Raw genomic sequence first — 20,147 nt, forward strand, 5'->3', positions numbered from 1 at the left:
CCGTTCAAGCTATCCAGCCCCGCGTCCGGGCAACCGCCAGGGTTTCGGTACGGCCCTTGGTATCGAGTTTGGCGTAGATTTTCTGCAGGTGGGACTTGACCGTGAATTCGGACAGAAACACCTTCTGTGCGATATCACGGTTCTTCAAGCCAACGGCAAGTAGCTGGAGAATCTGGTACTCGCGACCGGTCAGCACCTGCTGGGCGCCGTTGTCCTGGGCAGTGCTGTCGTTGTCATCGCTGCTTACGCCGACCTGTTGCAGCAGCTGATCGACGAATCCGGGCTCGATGCCCAGCGCCTTGCAATCGGGCCTGGTGCTGCCGGCCCAGCGTTGCAGCAGGCTGGCCAGCCGTTCGCCTTCTTCAATGAAGGTCGCGAAGAAGCCCTCGTGACTCGCCAGGCGCAACGCCTCGTTCAAGGCCTGGTAGGCGTCCTGGGGTTGTTGCTGGCTGTCCAGGGCCATGGCGAGCAGAATATGCAGCTTTAACTCACGGCGTACATGTTGCCAGTGGCGGGCTTGTTCGATCGCTGCACGCAGGCATTTGACCGCCGCGCCACCTTCGCCCTGGGCGATGCGCAGGCGCTGGCGGGCGATGCTCGGGGTGTCGACATCGTTGGCAAAACGAATGAAGTCTGGCCGGTCCCAGTCGCCGTTCAGCTCGGCGGCGTGCATGGCCTGGCTGGCTACATCCAGGCGCTGTTCCAGAATCGCCACCCGTGCCCGCTCCAGCCAGGCTGAACATTGCAGGCGGCGTGATCCGACTTGCTGGCCGATCTGTTCCAGTTCCACCAGGCAGCGCATCCAGGTATTGCGGTCGCCGTTGTTGTAAGCGATGCGTGCTGTAAGCACGTGGGTGACGATCTGGTTTTCCGGGGATATCACCTGTTTGGCGAAAAACAGGCAGCGCGACAGGACCTTCTGGGCTTCATCGAAGGCGGCACTTTCATACATCAGCAAGCCGTGGAAAATATCCAGCGACAGTTTGGCTTCGTGAGGTTTGCGTTGCGCACTGCCGTGCGGTGTCTCGACTGTACTCTGCATACGCACCAGGGCATGGCTCAAGCGCCCCTGGATCAGGTCAAGAATGCTTTCGTTGACGCTTAAGGTGTGACGCAGAAAGCTCAGGTTGATCCGCGGGTTGCGCTGCAGCGCCGCCGACAGCAGTTGGCGGGCTTCATCGTAGCGACCGTTGGCGACCAGGTTCATGGCCACGGCACTTGCCAGCACCATGTACAGGTACACTTCATTGGCAGGCATCTGCTCAAGCAACTCGAACCCCAGGCTGCAACAGGCCTCAGCATGATCCGTGGCGCTCAGTTGCAGGCAATGCAGCACGCGGGTCACGTAGGCGTATTCGGGGCCGGACACCCGCTCCAGGCGCTCGGCAACCTGCAAGGCATCTTTCATCCGTGGGGTACTTGCCAGTAACCAGGCGTAAGACTTGCTCAGGTAGGGATAAGCGTCGCGGGTTTCTTCGGCGATACGGTCAAGCCAGCGCAGCAACAACCGGGTACGGCCACTGTCAATCAGGGTGTCCAGGTGCTGGTTCAGGCGCTTGGCCGCTTCGTCGAGCAAACCGGCACTGAACAGATGCTCGATCGCCGGCGTCGGCTGGTCGGCGCTGAAAAACCACTGGGCGGCGATTTCATGCAGGTGTCTGGCCATACCCGGATGCTGGCGATCCAGGGCATGGCGCAGGAAGCTGGCAAACAGATGGTGGTAGCGGAACCACTGCTGCTGGCTGTCGACCGGTACCAGGAACAGGTTGCTACGGTCCAGATGATCGAGCATCGCCCCGGCGTCGCTGCGACCCGTCACCGCCTGGCACAGCGGCACACAGAACTGTTCGAGGATGCTGGTCTGCATCAGGAACAAACGACAGTCCTCGCTCTGGCGCATGAGGATGTCTTCGGTCAGGTATTCGGCCAGCTCCAGGTTGGAGCCGGAGAACGAAGCGATAAACGCCGGGTGATCCTGGCGGTCCTTGAGTGACAGGCTGGCCAGGTAGAGGCCGGCTATCCAGCCTTCGGTACTGCGGTACAAGGCTGTCAGCTCGTTGTCGCGCAGCGGGATCTGGCGTTTGTCGCGGATGAAGGCCATGGACTCTTCGGGGGTAAAACGCAGGTCGCCAGGCCGGATCTCCAGCAGCTGACCACGGGCCCGGATGCGGCCGAGTCCGATCGCCGGACAGGCCCGGGAAGCCATGGCCAGGACGCAGCCGGCCGGCAACTGTTCGACCAGTTGCTGGAGGAAATCGAGTACCTCGACGTTCTGGATCACCTCGACTTCGTCCAGCAGCAGGGCGAAAGGCACGCTACAGCCGGCAATCTGTTCCAGCAGATCGTCAGCGCTGGGTGACGAGACATTCTCCGGTGCAATGGGCAGGTAGTGCGTCAGGCCGGCAACCAGCACTCGCAAAAACCGTGGCAGGTCATTGTCGGCAGGATCCAGGTTGACCCATAGCACCTGTTTGCCTGCGGCCAGGCATGACTCGCGATATTGCTGCAGCAAGGTGGTCTTGCCAAACCCGGCGGCAGCGCGGATCAGGATCAGGCGAGTGGTGTCGAGGTTGACCATCTGCTCCAGCAGCCGCAGGCGCGGCAAGTGGCTTTCGGCGGGTTTGGGGCAGGCGTACTTGGTCGCGGTGGTTCTGGAGATAGCAACTTCGTCTCGCTGAACTGGCATGGAAAACCTCCGCTGCTGCCGCCTGCCGCGCAAGTGTTGGCGCAGGCGATCAAATTATTATTCTGCTTGGGCCGCATTCTGCCATGAGCGGTAGATAAGCGGGGGTAACAGTCGACCATCGACGACATCGCCGGTCGCTGGCTGTGGCCGATTATTGTGCGCAGTGCCGAGCCTTGGAAACCGGCCCACCCACTGAGGGTGGCTCTCGCCCCCCGGACGCCCATGCAACGATTGCATCGACACGCAGAATCGGCTTTGGCCGCTTTCGTACCGGCAATCCTGTTGCGGCAAAAGGTTCCCCGATGGATGCACCGCGCACACTTTACCGCGAAGATCACGAGCTGTTTCGCACCACTGTGCGGCGCTTTCTCGAGCGTGACTACCTGCCGCGCCAACGCCACTGTCCAGGTACTGAAGCCCTGGACCGAGAACTGTGGTTGCAGGCCGGCCGCCAAGGCCTGCTGTGTGTGACCCTGCCGGCACAATATGGCGGTGGTGGCGATTTCGGCCATGCCGCAGTCATCACTGAAGAGTTCGCCAGCATCGGTGTTCAAGACCGGGCCTTGTCACTGCACTCGGATATCGTGGCACCTTGTCTTGCCAGCCTTGGCACTTTAGAGCAGAAGCAGCGTTGGCTGCCGGGTGTCTGCAGCGGCGCGGTGATCCTTGCCCTGGCGATGGCCGAAGCGCAGGGCGACGAAGGCGAATGCCGCACCTATGCCAGCCGTGACGGCGATGATTTTCTCATCAACGGCAGCACGTGCGCGGTGGGCAATGGCGGTGACTACGACCTGCTGCTGCTCGCCTGCCTGACTGAAGATGCCGATGGCGACCTGGGCCTGAGTCTGATCATGGTCGAAAGCGATCGTCCGGGTATTTGTCCGGCCCACCTGGCCAAGGCCATCCGGCCAGGCGCAGGCGTGTGCCGGGAGGGCCTGGAAATCAACCTCACTGATGTGCGTGTGCCGCAAACCCATCTGCTCGGTGATGCGGGCAGGGGCGAGGACTACCTGCACGAGGCTTTACAGCAACAGCAATTGTTGACCGCGATTTTTGCGGCACGCCAGCTTGAGCAACTGCTGGACCCGGTGCTGGCCCAGGACAGCGGCCCCGGCGGGCCGCCCTGGGACCCTCAAGACATCCGGCTGACGCTGGCAAGCATCAAAGCCAGGGCCCTGAGCCTGGGGCATGGCAACAACTGACCAGCAGCATCCATCACTTCCCGATAACCGATTGACCATCAACCAGGACACACCCATGAGTGAGCACGTCGTTGTAGCCGGGGTCGGTATGATTCCGTTCAGCAAACCGGGCGCAAGCCCCAGTTATATCGATATGGGCGCGCAAGCCGTGCGTCTGGCGCTGGCCGATGCTGGCCTTGACTACCAGCAGGTGCAAATGGCCTTTGCCGGTTATGTCTACGGCGACACCACCTGCGGCCAGGCTGTGTTGTACCGGGTCGGGCGTACCGCGATCCCGGTATTCAATGTCAACAATGCCTGTGCCACCGGCTCCAGTGCCTTGTACCTGGCCCGCGCGGCAGTGCAGAGCGGCCAGGTCGAGTGTGCCCTGGCGGTAGGTTTCGAGCAGATGCAGCCGGGGCCGACCCGCTCCAACTTCAATGACCGCCCGCTGCCTCGCGGTGACTTTCTGCCGATTCAGGATGAACTGTGCCCGGATGCGGGCGACATTCCCCGCAACCTGATCACCTTTGGTGGCGCAGGCCGCGAGCATATGCGCAAGTACGGCACGCAAATGCGTACCTTCGCGGCCATCCGCGCCAAGGCCAGCCGCCATGCTGCCAACAACCCGCTGGCGTTGTTCAAGAAAGTGGTCAGCACCGATGAGGTGATGAACGACCAGGTCATGTGGGAAGGGTTGATGACCCGGATGATGGCCTGTCCGCCTACCTGCGGTGCCGCGGCGGCAATCATCTGCTCGCCGGCATTCGCGCGCAAACACGGCCTGCGCAGTGATGTGCGGATTCTCGGGCAGTCGCTGGTGACCGATCCACTGGAATCGTTCGAGCCCAAGACCATGACCGGTTTTGTCGGTGCCTACATGACCGAGCGTGCCGCCGGCGCCGTGTATGAGCAAACAGGGGTGGGGCCACAGGACATCCGCGTGGTCGAGTTGCATGACTGCTTTGCCCATAACGAATTGCTCACCTACGAAGCCCTCGGCCTATGCCCGGTGGGGGCAGCCGAGCAGTTTATCCTCGACGGTGACAACACCTACGGCGGCCGTGTGGTGACCAACCCCTCCGGCGGCTTGTTGTGCAAGGGCCACCCATTGGGCGCCACCGGCCTTGCCCAGTGCTACGAGCTTACCCAGCAACTGCGAGGCAACGCCGGAGCACGCCAGGTCGAGGGCCTGCAGCACGCCTTGCAGCACAACCTTGGTCTGGGCGGCGCCTGCGTGGTCACCCTCTACGGCAAGCAGTAAATCTTCCGACATCAGAACAAAAACAAGAGACATACCCATGGAAAAGACACTTGAAGGTAAAGTTGCCATTGTCACCGGCTCCGGCCGTGGCATTGGTCGTTGCGTCGCGCTGAAGTTCGCCAGTAAAGGTGCCAAAGTCATCATCAATGACCTGGACCAGGCACCGGCGGACGAAGTCATCGCTGAGATTCGCGCCTTGGGCAGCGATGCTGTGGCGTGCATCGGCAACGTATCGGCCGCAGACTTTGGCGAGCGCATCGTGCAGACCGCCCTGCAGGCCTTTGGCCGCATCGACATTATCGTCAACAACGCCGGTTTCACCTGGGACAACGTTATCCAGAAAATGGCTGACGAGCAGTGGGACGCGATTCTTGATTGCCATCTGAAGGCACCCTTTCGCATTTTGCGCGCCGCTTACCCGTACTTTCGCGAAGCCAGCAAGGCCGAGGCCGAAGCCGGCCAGGAAGTGTTCCGCAAGGTGGTCAACATCTCATCGGTATCGGGTACCCAGGGCAATGCCGGCCAGGTCAACTATTCCTCGGCCAAGGCCGGTGTCATGGGCATGACCAAGACCCTGGCAAGGGAGTGGGGGCGCATGAAGGTCAATGTCAATTGCGTGGCTTTCGGTTTTATCGAAACGCGCCTGACCCAGTCGACCACCGAAGAAAAGACCGTGCAGGTTGAAGGCCGTGACATCAAAGTCGGCGTCCATCCCGATCGTATTGCCGCCGCCAGCCGCGAAATCGCTCTGGGCCGTCCGGGCACCGCCGAAGAGGCGGCTGGCTCGGTGTACATGTTCTGCATTCCGGAGTCGGACTACGTTACCGGCCAGACCATCATCTGTGGCGGTGGCCGCGGCGGCTTCTAGTACGCCGCTCGCCGTGTCGGGAGCTGACTGTGGTTTCCGGCACACTCAACCATGTGACCCGGCCTTATAAGAGAAGCAGTCCCATGACGACTACCACGCCAGCGCTCACCCGCACGCTGCTGCACACCCGTGAAATCCGCTGTCAGGGCTTCGCGCGCAGCGACGGCCTTTTCGAAATCGAAGGGCGCTTGCAGGACTTGACCAACGCTGCCACCGACCTGCCGTTCCATTCGGTCGCGGAGGGCGGCACCATCCACGACATGCGCCTGGTCATGACCCTCGATGCCGAGATGGTCATCCAGCACATTGCGGCCACCACGGCAGTGGGGGCCAGTCCATTCTGCGCGGAAATCAGCACGGCCTATTCGCAGCTCAAAGGGCTGAAGATCGCCGCAGGCTTCAAGCGCAATATGAAGGCCATCGTCGGCGGGGCGGGGGGCTGCACACACCTGAGCGAGCTGCTCGAACGGATGGCCAACACCGCCATGCAAACGCTGTTTTCCACTTACCGAGCGCAATCCAGCTTGCGCTCGGCCAGCAGTCAGAAGCGCGAAGTCGCCGTGCGCCCCTGGGTAGTCGGCACCTGCCATGCCTATCGCGAAGACGGTGATGCCGTGCGTTTGCTATGGCCCGAGGGGCTGCCGAAGGCCTGATTTCAAGACCTGCCTGCTATGCCGCAGCAAAGCAGGCAAGTCGCGGGTGTGGTGGTTGCGGCATTGCGCCGGTGCCGATAGCAATCCTGTATCGGCAAGTGCCGCGTTAGCCCTTACACTGAAGCGTCGTGCTGCCCGCCATTGTGGATGTTTCGCCCATGCCGCTACTGCCTGATTCAGAAGTTGACACGGATTCGTCCAACGTTGAGACCAAAGTCGTTCCGCCTCGCGGTGCGCGCCGTCTGGTGGCACGCGACGGCCTGCTGGCGCGTTTGATGGAAGCACGCCGGCAACGCTGCGTGGTGATCCAGGGGCCGGCCGGCAGCGGCAAGACCAGCACTTTACTGGCATGGCGGCGTGAGCTGCTGGCGCTTAACTTCGATGTTGCGTGGCTGTCGCTGGCAGCCGAAGACAATGACCTTGAGCGTTTTGCTCATTGTTTGCAGGCCAGTCTGGCCGAGGTAGACCCTGAGCTTGTGGGTGATGCCAGCTTCATGCTTGGCCGCGACACTGCCGAAATGGATCTCGAGCATTGGGTCATTACCCTGGTACAGAGCATTGCCCGTCATGAGCGCGAGTTAGTGCTGATGCTCGACGACCTGCACCATGTCGAGGATCCGCGTATCGTCCAGGCGCTGCACTGGTTGCTCGACTATGCGCCGGCCAGACTGCACCTGGTGTTCTGTTCGCGGATGGGCATGCCGGTCGCCCTTGCGCGTTTTCGCGGGCGGGGCCAGGTCACCGATTTCGACTTGCGTGACCTGCGCTTCAGCGCCGAAGAGTCCGAACGCTTTCTGCGTGAGCAACTGGGCAGCATCGACCCGCGCGATGCGGCGGTGCTACACGAGTTGACCGATGGCTGGGTGGCTGGCCTGCAGTTGTTCGCGATTGACCTCAAAGCCAAGCAGGGCGGGGGTTTTGACCGTGTTCAGGTGCGCGATCCGAGTGCCTTTGCCAGCTATTTCGAACGCGAGGTGCTGGTGCGTCTGCAACCCGAGGACTTGCGCCTGCTCACCCGCGTATCGATCTGCGAACGCTTTTGTGCATCGCTGTGCGCGACCCTGCTCGGTCAGCCCCATGCCATTGCCCGGATGTTGACGCAACTGACCCGGCTGGACAGCGACAACCTGTTCATCACCCAAGTCAAAAGCCATGATCAGGAAACTTGGTATCGCTTGCATCCGTTGTTGGGCAAGCTGTTGCTCAGCCGTCTGCAGGCGCAGGGGCAGGAAAGCCTGGCTGAGCTTCACGCCACGGCCCGCGGCTGGTTCAGCGCCAACGGCCATCTCGACGAGGCGGTCCGCCATGCGGTCAAGGCCGGCGACGCCGAAGCCGCCGCCGATATCGTCGAAGCCTGTGCTTACGATCTGCTCGGCAGAGGCAACCTAAGTCAGGTGTCGACATTGTTGCGCAGCCTGCCGCCGGAACAGACCGCCAGCCGCATCGGCCTGCAGCTGGTCATGGCGCACCTTGCCCTATACGCGCGCAATTTCTCCGCTGTGCAGCAAAGCCTGATACAGCTGCGCAGTCGTTATGCTGCGCTCGACCGCAAGCAACAGCATGTGCTCACGGTGCTGCAAGCCAGCCTGGCACTGTGCCAGGACGATACCGCAGCTTTGCTGAAGATCCTCCCCGAGTTGTTGGCCATCCCCGATGATGCCGACGATTTCGCCTATTCCGGACGCAGCAACACCCTGGCCTGGCTGTACATGTACCAGGGCGAATTCGAACAGGCCAGGGCCGTGCTTGACAGCGGCGAGCGCCTGCACGGTTCACCGCGGCGCAGCCTGATGGGACGCTGCCTGAATGGTATGAGCCTGGCTCTCGAAGGGCGTATCACCGAAGCCGAACACGTGTACCGCGAGGTGCTCGCGCAGGCGGAAGGCTACGGCGTGGCCTATCTGATTGTCAGCAGCATGGCCGCCGCCTTGCTAGGGACCGCGCTCTACGAGCAAGGCGATTACGAAGCCGCGTGTCAATTGCTCGAACCGCGGATAAAGCTGCTGGAGCGCGTGGCGATTCCTGACAGTGTATTGCAGGCGATGCAGACACTGGCCATGGCCCATTGGCTGGCCGGCCGGCCGTCCGAGGCCTGGGGCTGGGTTGAGCGGCTGGAACGCTATGCAAGCACTTATGCGCTGGATCGGCCGCTGGCGGCGGCATTGATACTGCGTATGCGCTGGGCGCAGCAGAGCGGCGATGAAGCACAGGCAGCGACAGCGCTGCAACGTATCGAACAGATCGCCCAGCGCCATGATCCACAGGGGCCGGGCACCGCCCAGGAAATCCTGGCCATCGCCCGGCGCGCTGCCAGTGAGCGGCATCTGCATAAAGCCGACTTCAAGGGCGCGGGGGAACGCTTGCAGGTACTGATCGACACTTCGCGCCGTGACCGGCGCTGGCGTCGGGCTGTGCCCATGCTGTTGCAACTGGCGGTCAGCGAGCAGGGCGCCAACCAGCCGCAAGCGGCTCGTCTGCAGATCATCGAAGCCTTGCGTCAGGGCCATCGCCTGGGCCTGGTGCGGAGTGTGCTGGATGCCTGGCCAGGGATCACTTCGTTGTTGCAAACAGTACTCGACGAAGATTTGCTCGACCCGGTGCTGGCGTTCTACACCCGGCGGCTACTAGAGGTTGCCCAGCGTGCCGCGGCGAGCCTTGAAGGGGCTGCGGACACCGACACGCCGAAAGTGCTCAGTGCCCGTGAGCTGGATGTGTTGAGCCTGGTCGCCCGGGCACTGCCGAACAAGAAGATCGCCCGGGTCCTGAACCTGTCACCGGAAACGGTGAAATGGCATATGAAGAACATCTTCTACAAACTGGAGGTCAACGGTCGCGATGAAGCCATTGCCAAGGCCCGCGACCTGGACCTGAAGCTCCCGGACCACAACGCGCCGTGATCAGCGCGGGAGCAGGGCGTTGCTGATAAAGGTCGCCGTGCCACGTGCCACCAGGCGTTCGCCGTCGAGCAGGTCGAGGCTGGCGTGGTGCAGCGTGCGCCCGAGGCGGTGAACCTGTACATGCGTCTCGATCCAGGCACCGAGTGGCGCAGGGCGCAAATAGTCCATGCTCAGGTTGATGGTGGCGGGCGGCAGCTCGCTACCCACCGCGTCTTTGAATGCCCAGCCGAATGCGCTGTCGGCCAGGGTGGCGAGAAAGCCGCCATGGGCAACACCGAGCGGATTAAGGTGCTCCGGGCGGATCCGGGCAGCCATTATCATGCGTTGCGGATGGAGGTATAGGCCGGTGCAGTGGGCGACAAAACCGGCCCGCTGCATCGGTATGAAACCGGCGGGTGGAGCGTCGTCAACAGCCTGGACAGCGTTGAGTGACGTGGCGTGGGTCACTGGTCTGCACTCCGTGCCTGCTGTGGCCAGCGGTACAGCAGGGGTTGTTTGCGCATGAAGCGTAGCGTGGCGTCCTTGAAGTAGTCGCAAGACATGGCGATGGCCTGAGCCTGAGCTTCTTCATTCAACTGGCGGGACCAGTCGTTGTTCAACGAATGGCTCAGCAAGCGCTTGGTCATGTTGAACGCCAGCGGCGACATGCAAGCCATGCTGCGGGCCAGTTCATTGGCGCGCAGGTGCAGATCGTTGTCGGCTACCACCTCAAGTACAACGCCCATTTCCAGGGCTTGCGCAGCATCGATTTCGCGCGCCGAATAGATCAGTTCGCGGGCTTTTTGCAGGCCGACGAGGCGCGGCAGATGGTAGGTAGCGCCCATGTCGGGAATCGCCCCAATACGTGCGAAGACCATACAGAAGCGCGCGCGCGGCGCAGCAAGAATGAAGTCCGCCGCCAGGGCCAGGCTGAAGCCGGCGCCAAAGGCGACACCGTCCACCGCGGCAATGACCGGGCAGGGCAGGTCCGCCAGGGCGCTGATGACACTGTTGACCAGTTCCATGCGCTGGCGCACGGCTGCCGCGTCGCCGTCCATGCGGGCCATGCTGCTGACGTCGCCGCCAGCGCAGAAGTCCGTGCCGGCACCGGTCAGGACCACTGCCCGCACCTCGGGGTCGTGGCGAATCTGGGCAAGGGCCTCGAGCAAGGCCATGGCCATTTCGCCGTTGAAGGCATTTTTGACTTGCGTACGTGACATCAGCAAGGTCGCCACACCGTTACGCCTGGAACACTCAAGCACCGCCATAGGAAGCCTCCATTGTGAAGTCAAAGCAGCCCTGACGCGACTGGCCAGGGCCGTCCCACGGATTTAGAAGGAGCGGGCGATCAGCTCTTTCATGACCTCGTTGGAGCCGCCGTAGATACGCATCACCCGGGTATTGATGTACAAGCGGGCAATCGGATACTCGAGCATGTAGCCGTATCCGCCATGCAGCTGCAGGCATTCGTCGATGATCTGGCAGGCCTGGCTCGAAGCCCACCATTTGGCTTTGGCCGCAGTGACCGCATCCAGTTCATGCCTGATCATCTTGTCCAGGCAATCGTCGATGAAGGTGCGGGCGATGGTGACGGTGGTCTGCATCTCCGCCAGTTTGAAGCGGGTGTTCTGCATGTCCAGCAACGGCTTGCCGAACACTTTGCGTTCCTGGGTGTACTTGATGGTTTCCTCTACCGCCCGCTGCATCGCACCCAAGGCGTTCATGGCAATGAACATGCGCTCTTCGGGCAACTGCTGCATCAACTGGACAAAGCCCTGGCCTTCTACCGGGCCGAGCAGGTTGGCCGCCGGCACACGAACGTCGTCGAAAAACAGCTCGGAGGTGTCCTGGCCTTTGTGGCCAAGCTTGTCGAGGATGCGCCCACGGCGAAAGCCCGGCAGGTCAGCAACTTCCAGGACGATGATGGACATGCCTTTGGCGCCCAGGCTCGGATCGGTCTTGCACACCAGCAGCACCAGATCGGCGTGATGACCATTGGTGATGAAGGTCTTCGAGCCGTTGATAACGTAGTGGTCACCGTCGCGTATCGCCTTGGTCTTGATGTTCTGTAGATCGGTGCCGGCCCCTGGCTCGGTCATGGCGATGGCGGCAACCAGCTCGCCGCTGGCCATGCGCGGTAGCCAGCGCTGCTTCTGCGCTTCGCTGGCGTAACGCAGCAGGTAATGGGCACTGATCGCACTGTGCACATTGGTTCCCAGGCTGGTGGCGATAGCGTAGGCCAGTTCGTAGCCGATGATGGCGTTGTGCGCATGGTTGCCGCCGCCACCGCCGTATTCCTCAGGGATCCCGGGGCAGAGCATGCCCATCTCACCGGCCCTGAGCCAGGTCTGGCGGTCGACATGTTGCTGTTTGGCCCAGCGTTCCTCATGGGGCACCAGCTCCTCGGCGGCAAATCGGCGTACCGACTGCTGAAAGATGGCCATGTCTTCGGTTAACCACGATGGTCTGTAAGCGCTCATGAGAGTCCTTGGTTCGATGCAGGTTGGGTCTGCTCATCGTAGGGCGGGGTGTAGCGTTGCGCAGAGCGCCGAAGGGATGATGCTGCGGAGTATGCGCAGCATCGTTCGAACGGGCGTCACTAGGGAGGAATGCGCGCGCCAAAGCCTTGGTGGCGTTGGTTGGTGGGCACCGGACTACTCCCTGGCAACGTTCCTTCGAACGCTTCCCCGGTTGATCCATATCTTCATCCCTTCGACGGTCGTGTGCGGCTATTGCGCGCTCCTAGGATAGGCAGCAACAGCCACCGGCCAGCCGGCGGGTACGCCAAGTGAATGTGCGCAGCGAAGGAAACCGATCGATGAGTGACAAAGTGGTGGTAGCCGGGGTCGGCATGATCCCTTTCTCCAAGCCTGGCGCGAGCCCGAGCTATATCGACATGGGCGCGCAGGCGGTGCGGCTGGCACTCAAGGATGCGGGCCTGGATTACGACAAAGTGCAGATGGCCTTCACCGGCTATGTCTACGGTGACTCCACGTGCGGCCAGACCGCCCTTTACGAAGTCGGACGCACCGGAATTCCGATTGTCAACGTCAACAACAATTGCTCTACCGGCTCTACCGCCCTGTACCTGGCGCGTGCCGCTGTTCAGAGTGGCCAGGCCGATTGCGTGCTGGCCTTGGGTTTCGAACAGATGCAGGCCGGTGCGCTGAAATCCCACTGGGACGACCGGCCGATTACCCGTGCCAACGTCGCCCATGTCCTCGAAGAACTGACCCGCGACGTTGATCTACCGCGCGCCTTGAAGACCTTTGGTGGCGCCGGCCGCGAGCACATGCGCAAGTATGGCACCCAGATGCAGACCTTCGCCGCCATTCGCGCCAAGGCCAGTCGCCATGCCGCTAATAACCCGTTGGCACTGTTCAAAAACATCGTCACCACCGAAGAGGTGATGAACGACAAGGTCATGTGGCCGGGTGTCATGACCCGGTTGATGGCTTGCCCGCCCACCTGTGGCGCGGCGGCGGCGATTGTCTGCTCGCCGGCGTTTGCCAAAAAACACGGCCTGCGCAGTGACGTGGTGATCCTCGCGCAGTCGCTGGTCACCGACCCGGTGGAGTCGTTCGATCCGCCTTCGATGATCGCCTATGCCGGCTTTCACATGGCCCAGCGCGCCGCCAACCTGGTCTACGAACAGTCAGGCTTCGGACCACAGGACGTGCGGGCAGTGGAGCTGCATGACTGCTTCGCGCAAAACGAGCTGCTGACCTACGAAGCCCTTGGGCTGTGCGCGGTGGGCGGTGCTGAGCAGTTCGTCCTCGATGGCGACAACACCTATGGCGGCCAGGTGGTGACCAACCCGTCCGGCGGCCTGCTTTCCAAAGGCCATCCGCTGGGCGCTACCGGCCTGGCCCAATGCTACGAGCTGACTCACCAGCTGCGCGGCACCGCTGACAAGCGCCAGGTCGACGAGCTGAACATCGCCCTGCAGCACAACCTCGGCCTGGGCGGCGCCTGTGTGGTGACCATGTTCGGCCGCAATTGAGCGGTTTCCCTGTCCCCCTAGAACAACAAGAGGAATGAGACACATGGCTGACAAGCATCTGATCGGGCACAAGCTCGGAACATTCACCATCGATGTCGAGAAGGGCCGCCTGCGCTTCTTTGCCAAGGCCATCGGCGAAACCGATGCCATCTACACCGACGAAGCCGCCGCCCAGGCTGCCGGTCACCGCACGCTGCCGGTGCCACCGACCTTTCTCAAATGCCTGGATGGGGAAGGTCGCGACCTGAATACCTTCCTCAATCTGGTGAATTTCGACCTCGGTCGCATCCTGCATGCCGAGCAGTCCTTCGTCTACCACCAGATGGCCTATGCCGGCGACGTGCTGACCTTCGACGCGGTGATCACCGACGTTTATGAGAAGAAGGGGGGAGCCCTGCAGTTTGTGGTTACCGAATCACGGGTAACCAACCAGCATGGCGAGCATATCGCCGATGTCCGCTCGTCTCTTGTTCAGCGCTGAGGAATTGCCGATGTCTCTTGCCAACCACGTTCAGTATTCCGACATCCAGGTCGGCGAACAATTGCCGCTGCTCAAGCTGGCGGCGGTCAACCGCACCACCCTGGCCCTGTACTGCGGCGCCTCGGGCGACCACAACCCGATCCATGTCGACATCGACTTCGCACGCAAATCGCGCATGCCCGATGTCTTCGCCCACGGCATGCTCTCGGCCGCCTACCTCGGCCGCCTGTTGACCCAATGGGTACCGCAACAGCAGGTGCGCAGCTTGTCCGTGCGTTTCACCGGCATCACCCAGCTGGGCCATATCCCTACCTGCAGCGGCACGGTCACCGAAAAATTCGAAGAGAACGGTGAGAAACGCGTCCGCCTGGCCATTCGCTGCGCCAACCAGTACGGCGAAGACAAACTGCTCGGCGAGGCCGTCGTTGTCCTGGCCTGACTGGCTAATCCACTGAACTGAAGGAACTGATTGATGAGAAAGCTTGAAGGCAAAGTCGCTCTGGTTACTGGCTCCGGTCGTGGCATCGGTCGTGAAGTGGCACTGCAACTGGCCGCCTATGGCGCCAGGCTGGTGATCAACGACCTCGATGCCGAGCCCGCCGAAGAAGTGGTTGCCACCATCCGCAATGCCGGTGGCGAGGCAGTGGCCTGTGTGGGCAGCGTCACCGCGCCGGATTTCGCCGAGCGCCTGGTCAAGGTGGCGGTCGACAACTTCGGTGCCATCGACATCATCGTCAACAACGCCGGTTATACCTGGGACAACGTCATTCAGAAAATGAGCGACGAGCAGTGGTACGCAATCATGGACTGCCACCTCACCGCGCCATTTCGCATCCTGCGCGCGGCGCAGCCGGTGATCAGCGCCGCGGCCAAGCAAGAGGCGGCCGAAGGGCGCGAGGTATTGCGCAAGGTGGTCAACATTTCCTCGGGTGCTGCCGGCGGCAACGTCGGCCAGAGCAACTATTCCTCGGCCAAGGCCGGCCTGCTTGGCCTGACCAAGACGCTGTCCAAGGAGTGGGGCCGCTTGAAGGTCAACGTCAACGCGGTGGCCTTCGGTCTGATCGAAACCCGCCTGACCCAGGCCCTGGCTGGCGAAGACAGCAAGACCGTCAATATCGAAGGGCGTGAAATCAAGGTTGGCGTGCAGCAGTCGCGCCTGGACAACGCCGCCCTGACCATCCCCCTGGGCCGCCCGGGCAAACCCGAAGAGGCTGCAGGTGCAGTGGTGATGCTGTGCCTGCCGGAAGCGGACTTCTGTTCCGGTCAGGTCATCTACTGCGGCGGCGGCCCAGGCTCGAATTTCTGATTGCTCCTTTGCCCAGCAGCCCTTGCCGCCGTAACAGCAAGGGCTCGTCGAACTAGAGGTCTGTGTGATGCTGGAAAACTACCGCTCCCCCTGGATGACCGAAGACCTGGAACAGTTTCGCGACATGGTCCATCGCTTTGCCAAGGAGTACATCGAGCCCAACGAACTGCATTGGCGCGAGCAACACTTCGCCGACCGTGCGGCCTGGCTCAAGGCCGGTGAACTCGGCCTGATTTTGCCTGATGTTGCCGAAGAATATGGCGGCGCCGGTGGCACCATCGGGCACTACGCCTGTGTGGTGCAGACCATCAACGCCTTTGGTGGCGGCCTGGGCATTGGCCTGAGCCATATCGTCGCCCATTACATCCTTGAATCCGGTACCGAGGCCCAGAAAAAGCACTGGCTGCCGAAAATCGGTGCCGGCGAAGTCATCTGCGCCATTGCCATGACTGAACCGGGTGCCGGTTCCGACCTGCAATCGGTACGTACCCGCGCGGTCAAGCAGGGCGACAGCTACGTAATCAACGGCGCCAAGACCTTCATCAGCAACGGCCAGACCTGCGACATGGTGCTGGTGATCGCCAAGACCGATGTCAGCGAGGGCGCCAAAGGCGTTTCATTGTTCATGGTCGACACCAACACCCCGGGATTCCGCCGCGGCAAGCTGCTGAGCAAAGTCGGCATGCACGCCCAGGACACCTCGGAGATGTTCTTCGATGACGTCACGGTGCCCGCCGATTGCCTGCTGGGCGAAGTGGAAGGCAAAGGCTTCTACACCCTGATGAGCCAGCTGCCTTACGAGCGCGCGCAGATCGGGGTCGGTGCGGTTGCGGTCATGGAGCGGGCCCTGCGCTTGACCGTGGAGTACACCAAAGACCGCAAAGCCTTCGGCAAACCAGTCATCGACTTCCAGAACAGCCGCTTTGTGCTCGCCGATGTCAAGGCCACGGTGTTGGCGGCCAAGACTTTTATCGACCTGATCGTCAGCCGCTGGATCGACGGCAGCCTGGACACCACGCTGGCCTCGATGGGCAAGTTCTGGCTGACCGAGCGCCAGGGCGAAGTGCTCGACCGCTGCCTGCAACTGTTCGGCGGCTACGGCTACATGAACGAGTACCCGATCGGGCGCATGTGGGCCGATGCCCGCGTCGCACGCATCTACGGCGGCTCCAACGAGATCCAGCGCGAGGTGGTGGCCCGTTCATTGTGATCCTGCAGGCCGGCAGGGCTGACGCTGCGTCGGCCCGCCGCACTGCGCTACCCGACCCAAATCAATCCAAAAATAAAAAATCATTTGGAGTTCAGTATGTACATCACTCAAGGACTGCATCGTCAACTGCAGAGCCGACCGCAAGCGGTGGCCATCCGCGCCCAAGGCCGCAGCACCACTTATGCCGAGTACGGCGACCGGGTGGCACGGCTTGCCGGTGCCCTGAAAGGACTGGGGGTTGCCAGCGGCGATCGCGTGGCGATGCTGGCGTTCAACTGTCAGCGCTTTCTGGAATATTACCTGGCCGTGCCTTGGGCCGACGCGGTGGTCAATCCGGTGAACTTTCGCTGGAGTGCAGCGGAAATCATCTACTCGCTGGACGACTCGGAAACCACGGTGCTGATTGTTGACGATCATCACAAGGACATCGGGCAAAAGATCCTTGAACAGGCGATGACCTTGCGTCACGTGATCTATGCCGGCGATGGCCCAACCCCGGTCGGCATGCTCAATTACGAAACGCTGATTGCCAACAGTGCGGCGATTGAGGATGCGCGGCGCGGCGGTGATGCCTTGCTGGGCATTTTCTATACCGGCGGCACCACTGGTTTTCCCAAGGGCGTAATGCTCAGTCACAACAACGTCAGCTTCTCGGCGATGAACTCGGTGAGTTCGGGCCGCTGCGGCGTCGATGCCCGCTTCCTGCATTCGATGCCGATGTTCCACCTGGCCGATTTTGCCGCAATGGTGGCGTTGTTCATTACCGGTGGCACGCATGTGGTGTTGCAATCCTTCAGCCCCCAGGGCGCCCTGGAGACGATTGACCAGGAAAAGGTCAACGAGGTGCTGTTGGCTCCGACCATGATCCAGATGATGCTGGACTGGCACCAGAACTATGGTCAGCACCTGGATGTCAGCTCGCTGCAACGCGTCGGCTACGGCGCCTCGACCATCACCCCGGTGTTGCTCGACCGGGCACGCGCGTTGTTCACCAGTGCCGAGTTCGCTCAGGGCTACGGCATGACCGAACTGGCACCGGTGGCCAGTACGCTGGGCGCCGAGTATCACAGCGCCGAGTACCAGGCCAACGGCAAGATGTATTCGGCCGGCTTGCCGGGGATCTGCGTGGAAATCCGGGTGGTCGACGCCCAGGACAACGAAGTGCCACGCGGTACCGTCGGCGAGATCATCGTACGCGGCCCGAATGTCATGCTCGGTTACTGGAAAAAGCCCGAGGCGACCGCCGAGGCCTTGCGCGGTGGCTGGATGCACACCGGTGACGGTGGCTACATGGATGAGGATGGCTTCATCTACATCTGCGACCGGCTCAAGGACATGGTGGTCAGCGGCGGCGAGAACATCTACAGCGCCGAAGTCGAGACCGCCATCGCCAGCCATCCGGCGGTGGCACAGAACGCGGTGATCGGCATCCCCTGCAAAAAGTGGGGCGAGACCGTGCACGCAGTGATCATTCTCAAACCGGGAGTGAGCGTCAGCAGTGACGACATCATCGGTCATTGCCGTGAACGGATTGCCGGCTACAAGGTGCCGCGCAGTATCGAATTTCGCGAATCGCTGCCGCTGACCAGCGTCGGCAAAGTGCAGAAAACCGAACTGCGCAAGCCGTTCTGGAAAGACCAGAAGCGCGGGATCGCCTGAGTCTTGAGTGCCGCGCGGCGGTTAGCGCCGCGCCTTTCTTTGATTACTGCACAGACCAGCGTCGCACCTGCGGGTGCGGCATGTCTCCCTTGCGCCCTTGTACACCGGAGTACCCATGAACCTGACGAGAATGCGTGGAGCCCGCGCTCCGCACCTGCTGGCCGTCGCCGTTGCCATTGCCGTTCAGTCCCAGGCCGATGCCAAGGATTTCACCTTTGGCGAGATTGAAGGCAGTTTCGATTCCTCGCTGTCGATCGGGGCCAGTTGGGCCGTGCGCGGCCCCGACCCGGATTTCATCTCCAACTTCAACTCACAGGGCGTCAGGGGCAATGCCGCTTCACGTACCAATGACGACAACCGCCTGAACTTCAAGAAAGGTGAAACCTTCTCGAAGATCTTCAAAGGCGTACACGACCTGGAACTCAAATACGGCCAGAGCGGCGTGTTCGTGCGCGGCAAGTATTGGTATGACTTCGAACTCAAAGATGAGAACCGCCTGTTCTATGACATCGATGACCATGGCCGCGACCGCGCCGCAAAGGCGTCCGGGGCGATGTTCCTCGACAGCTTCGTCTACCACAACTACAACCTCGGCTCATTGCCGGGCAACGTGCGGGTCGGCAAGCAAGTCGTGAGCTGGGGTGAGAGTACCTTTATCGGCAACTCGATCAACAGCATCAACCCGATCGACGTCGCCGCCTTGCGCCGCCCGGGTGCCGAGGTCAAGGAGGGCCTGATTCCGGTCAACATGTTCTATCTGTCCCAGGGGCTGAGCGACAGCCTGACCGCCGAGATGTTCTACCAGATCGAATGGGAAAGCTCGGTGATCGACAACTGTGGCACTTTCTTCGGCAACGATGTGACCCCCGAAGGCTGTACCGACCGGGTGGTGCTCGCCGGCCTCGACCTGCCACCTGGCGTCGCCAACAATACCGGCGTTCCCGGGGTGAGCGACGATGCCTTCATTCCCCGCACCAAGACCCGCGATGCCCGCGACAGCGGTCAGTACGGCCTGGCGTTGCGCTGGTATGTGCCGGAGCTGAACGACACCGAGTTCGGCTTCTATGCGATGAACTACCACAGTCGCAACCCGAGCCTGAATTTCACCCGCGCCACCAGCACCAGTAATCCGGTCGCCACCATCCGCAGCGCCAGTTACAACGTGGTCTATCCCGAAGATGTGCGCCTGTACGGTGTGAGTTTCGCCACCAGCGTCGAAGGTACCTCGGTTGGTGGCGAGATCAGTTACCGGCCGAACATGCCGCTGAACCTCAACGGCGCCGACATCAACCTGGCGGCCTTGGGTAACGCTACATCACCGCTGTTCCAGAGCGGCAACTCAGTCAACCTGGCCGGTGCCGAGCTCGATGGCTACAAACGCATGCCGGTGTTGCAGGCGCAGGCTACCGCGACGCGCTTTTTCGATCAGGTGCTGGGTAGCGATCGTCTGACCCTGGTCGGCGAGGTTGGTTACAACCACATCAACGGCCTGGGTTCCAGCGATGGCAGCGACCTGCGCTTTGGCCGCAACTCCGTGTTCGGCGCCGGGCAACTGGTCAACCAGTCGGTGTGCGTCGGCACCCGCCAGGCAGTGCCGGGCCAGCCTGGAGTGACTGCGGCGAGCAATCCGCAACAGGAGTGCAACAGCCACGGCTTCTACACCAGTAGCTCCTGGGGCTACCGCCTGCGCGGCAAGCTTGATTACCCCAACGTGATTGCCGGTATCAACCTGTCGCCCAACCTGGCCTGGTCCCACGATGTCGATGGCGTAGGACCGAACTTTGAGGAAGGCAACAAAGCCGTGAGCCTCGGACTGGATGCCGACTACCTGAACACCTACACCGCCAGTCTCAGTTACACCGACTACTTCGGCGGCAAGTGGAACACCAACACTGATCGCGACTATGTCGCCCTCAGCTTCGGCGTGAACTTCTGACCCCATCAGAGAGAGGAATAACAA

At 61.7% G+C, this 20,147-nt stretch carries 16 protein-coding genes; 12 read left to right on the forward strand and 4 right to left on the reverse strand.

Translation table 11 applies throughout. The features are described from left to right. Window positions 1–4: 4 nt before the first annotated feature. A complete protein-coding gene (locus AC07OF_RS15945; protein WP_157192518.1) occupies window positions 5–2,686 on the reverse strand; it encodes a winged helix-turn-helix domain-containing protein in 2,682 nt (893 codons plus the stop codon). Window positions 2,687–2,988: 302 nt separating this feature from the next. On the opposite strand from AC07OF_RS15945, the gene AC07OF_RS15950 reads away from it, so the two are divergent. The 5 genes from AC07OF_RS15950 to AC07OF_RS15970 all read left to right on the forward strand — a co-directional run bounded on the left by AC07OF_RS15950 (window position 2,989) and on the right by AC07OF_RS15970 (window position 9,549). Then, window positions 2,989–3,888 carry an acyl-CoA dehydrogenase family protein gene (locus tag AC07OF_RS15950; protein ID WP_495073144.1) on the forward strand — a complete coding sequence of 300 codons (900 nt, stop codon included), beginning with the start codon at window positions 2,989–2,991 and terminating at the stop codon, window positions 3,886–3,888. Window positions 3,889–3,943: 55 nt separating this feature from the next. Continuing rightward, window positions 3,944–5,131 carry a lipid-transfer protein gene (locus AC07OF_RS15955; protein WP_476447157.1) on the forward strand — a complete coding sequence of 396 codons (1,188 nt, stop codon included), beginning with the start codon at window positions 3,944–3,946 and terminating at the stop codon, window positions 5,129–5,131. A gap of 37 nt (window positions 5,132–5,168) precedes the next feature. Continuing rightward, window positions 5,169–5,999, forward strand: a complete 831-nt coding sequence (locus AC07OF_RS15960) for an SDR family NAD(P)-dependent oxidoreductase (protein WP_157192521.1) — start codon at window positions 5,169–5,171, stop codon at window positions 5,997–5,999. An 83-nt stretch (window positions 6,000–6,082) separates the two neighbouring features. Beyond that, a complete protein-coding gene (locus AC07OF_RS15965; protein ID WP_157192522.1) occupies window positions 6,083–6,652 on the forward strand; it encodes a DUF2889 domain-containing protein in 570 nt (189 codons plus the stop codon). Between the two features lie 158 nt (window positions 6,653–6,810). Beyond that, a complete protein-coding gene (locus AC07OF_RS15970) occupies window positions 6,811–9,549 on the forward strand; it encodes a winged helix-turn-helix domain-containing protein (protein WP_495073145.1) in 2,739 nt (912 codons plus the stop codon). Here the strand turns inward: AC07OF_RS15970 and AC07OF_RS15975 are convergent, their stop codons facing one another. From AC07OF_RS15975 to AC07OF_RS15985, 3 genes are all read right to left on the reverse strand, one after another. Continuing rightward, the gene (locus AC07OF_RS15975) at window positions 9,550–9,996 is read right to left on the reverse strand and encodes a PaaI family thioesterase (RefSeq protein WP_157192524.1); all 447 of its coding nucleotides are present in this window, start codon (window positions 9,994–9,996) and stop codon (window positions 9,550–9,552) included. Next, window positions 9,993–10,796, reverse strand: a complete 804-nt coding sequence (locus AC07OF_RS15980; RefSeq protein ID WP_157192525.1) for an enoyl-CoA hydratase/isomerase family protein — start codon at window positions 10,794–10,796, stop codon at window positions 9,993–9,995. Before AC07OF_RS15980 ends, AC07OF_RS15975 begins: the two co-directional genes overlap by 4 nt. Before the next feature lie 63 nt (window positions 10,797–10,859). Next, window positions 10,860–12,026 carry an acyl-CoA dehydrogenase family protein gene (locus AC07OF_RS15985; protein WP_476447454.1) on the reverse strand — a complete coding sequence of 389 codons (1,167 nt, stop codon included), beginning with the start codon at window positions 12,024–12,026 and terminating at the stop codon, window positions 10,860–10,862. 320 nt (window positions 12,027–12,346) lie between these two features. Between AC07OF_RS15985 and AC07OF_RS15990 the strand changes: the two genes are divergently transcribed. The 7 genes from AC07OF_RS15990 (at window position 12,347) to AC07OF_RS16020 (ending at window position 20,123) form a co-directional block, all read left to right on the forward strand. Beyond that, the gene (locus AC07OF_RS15990; protein WP_157192527.1) at window positions 12,347–13,531 is read left to right on the forward strand and encodes a lipid-transfer protein; all 1,185 of its coding nucleotides are present in this window, start codon (window positions 12,347–12,349) and stop codon (window positions 13,529–13,531) included. Window positions 13,532–13,574: 43 nt separating this feature from the next. Then, on the forward strand, window positions 13,575–14,012 hold the full coding sequence (locus AC07OF_RS15995) for a MaoC family dehydratase N-terminal domain-containing protein (protein ID WP_157192528.1): 438 nt from the start codon (window positions 13,575–13,577) through the stop codon (window positions 14,010–14,012). A gap of 10 nt (window positions 14,013–14,022) precedes the next feature. Then, window positions 14,023–14,451: a MaoC family dehydratase gene (locus AC07OF_RS16000; RefSeq protein WP_157192529.1), complete on the forward strand. Its 429-nt coding sequence runs from the start codon at window positions 14,023–14,025 to the stop codon at window positions 14,449–14,451. A gap of 33 nt (window positions 14,452–14,484) precedes the next feature. Further along, window positions 14,485–15,318, forward strand: a complete 834-nt coding sequence (locus tag AC07OF_RS16005) for an SDR family NAD(P)-dependent oxidoreductase (protein ID WP_157192530.1) — start codon at window positions 14,485–14,487, stop codon at window positions 15,316–15,318. A gap of 67 nt (window positions 15,319–15,385) precedes the next feature. Further along, on the forward strand, window positions 15,386–16,528 hold the full coding sequence (locus AC07OF_RS16010; protein WP_495073146.1) for an acyl-CoA dehydrogenase family protein: 1,143 nt from the start codon (window positions 15,386–15,388) through the stop codon (window positions 16,526–16,528). Between the two features lie 96 nt (window positions 16,529–16,624). After that, complete coding sequence (locus tag AC07OF_RS16015) at window positions 16,625–18,187, forward strand: long-chain-fatty-acid--CoA ligase (RefSeq protein ID WP_495073147.1); 1,563 nt, start codon at window positions 16,625–16,627, stop codon at window positions 18,185–18,187. A 115-nt stretch (window positions 18,188–18,302) separates the two neighbouring features. Then, window positions 18,303–20,123: a DUF1302 domain-containing protein gene (locus AC07OF_RS16020; RefSeq protein WP_495073148.1), complete on the forward strand. Its 1,821-nt coding sequence runs from the start codon at window positions 18,303–18,305 to the stop codon at window positions 20,121–20,123. Window positions 20,124–20,147 lie beyond the last annotated feature (24 nt).

This window comes from Pseudomonas sp. GW821-FHT10B02 (genome assembly GCF_059415665.1).

Excerpts from the sequence above, each read along its gene's own strand:
- AC07OF_RS15960 (WP_157192521.1), top strand. The coding sequence starts at position 5,169 with ATGGAAAAGACACTTGAAGGTAAAGTTGCCATTGTCACCGGCTCCGGC.
- AC07OF_RS15990 (WP_157192527.1), top strand. The coding sequence starts at position 12,347 with ATGAGTGACAAAGTGGTGGTAGCCGGGGTCGGCATGATCCCTTTCTCC.
- AC07OF_RS16010 (WP_495073146.1), top strand. The coding sequence starts at position 15,386 with ATGCTGGAAAACTACCGCTCCCCCTGGATGACCGAAGACCTGGAACAG.
- AC07OF_RS16020 (WP_495073148.1), top strand. The coding sequence starts at position 18,303 with ATGAACCTGACGAGAATGCGTGGAGCCCGCGCTCCGCACCTGCTGGCC.
- AC07OF_RS15955 (WP_476447157.1), top strand. The coding sequence starts at position 3,944 with ATGAGTGAGCACGTCGTTGTAGCCGGGGTCGGTATGATTCCGTTCAGC.
- AC07OF_RS16015 (WP_495073147.1), top strand. The coding sequence starts at position 16,625 with ATGTACATCACTCAAGGACTGCATCGTCAACTGCAGAGCCGACCGCAA.
- AC07OF_RS15950 (WP_495073144.1), top strand. The coding sequence starts at position 2,989 with ATGGATGCACCGCGCACACTTTACCGCGAAGATCACGAGCTGTTTCGC.
- AC07OF_RS15970 (WP_495073145.1), top strand. The coding sequence starts at position 6,811 with ATGCCGCTACTGCCTGATTCAGAAGTTGACACGGATTCGTCCAACGTT.
- AC07OF_RS15980 (WP_157192525.1), bottom strand. The coding sequence starts at position 10,796 with ATGGCGGTGCTTGAGTGTTCCAGGCGTAACGGTGTGGCGACCTTGCTG.
- AC07OF_RS15965 (WP_157192522.1), top strand. The coding sequence starts at position 6,083 with ATGACGACTACCACGCCAGCGCTCACCCGCACGCTGCTGCACACCCGT.
- AC07OF_RS15995 (WP_157192528.1), top strand. The coding sequence starts at position 13,575 with ATGGCTGACAAGCATCTGATCGGGCACAAGCTCGGAACATTCACCATC.
- AC07OF_RS16000 (WP_157192529.1), top strand. The coding sequence starts at position 14,023 with ATGTCTCTTGCCAACCACGTTCAGTATTCCGACATCCAGGTCGGCGAA.
- AC07OF_RS16005 (WP_157192530.1), top strand. The coding sequence starts at position 14,485 with ATGAGAAAGCTTGAAGGCAAAGTCGCTCTGGTTACTGGCTCCGGTCGT.
- AC07OF_RS15945 (WP_157192518.1), bottom strand. The coding sequence starts at position 2,686 with ATGCCAGTTCAGCGAGACGAAGTTGCTATCTCCAGAACCACCGCGACC.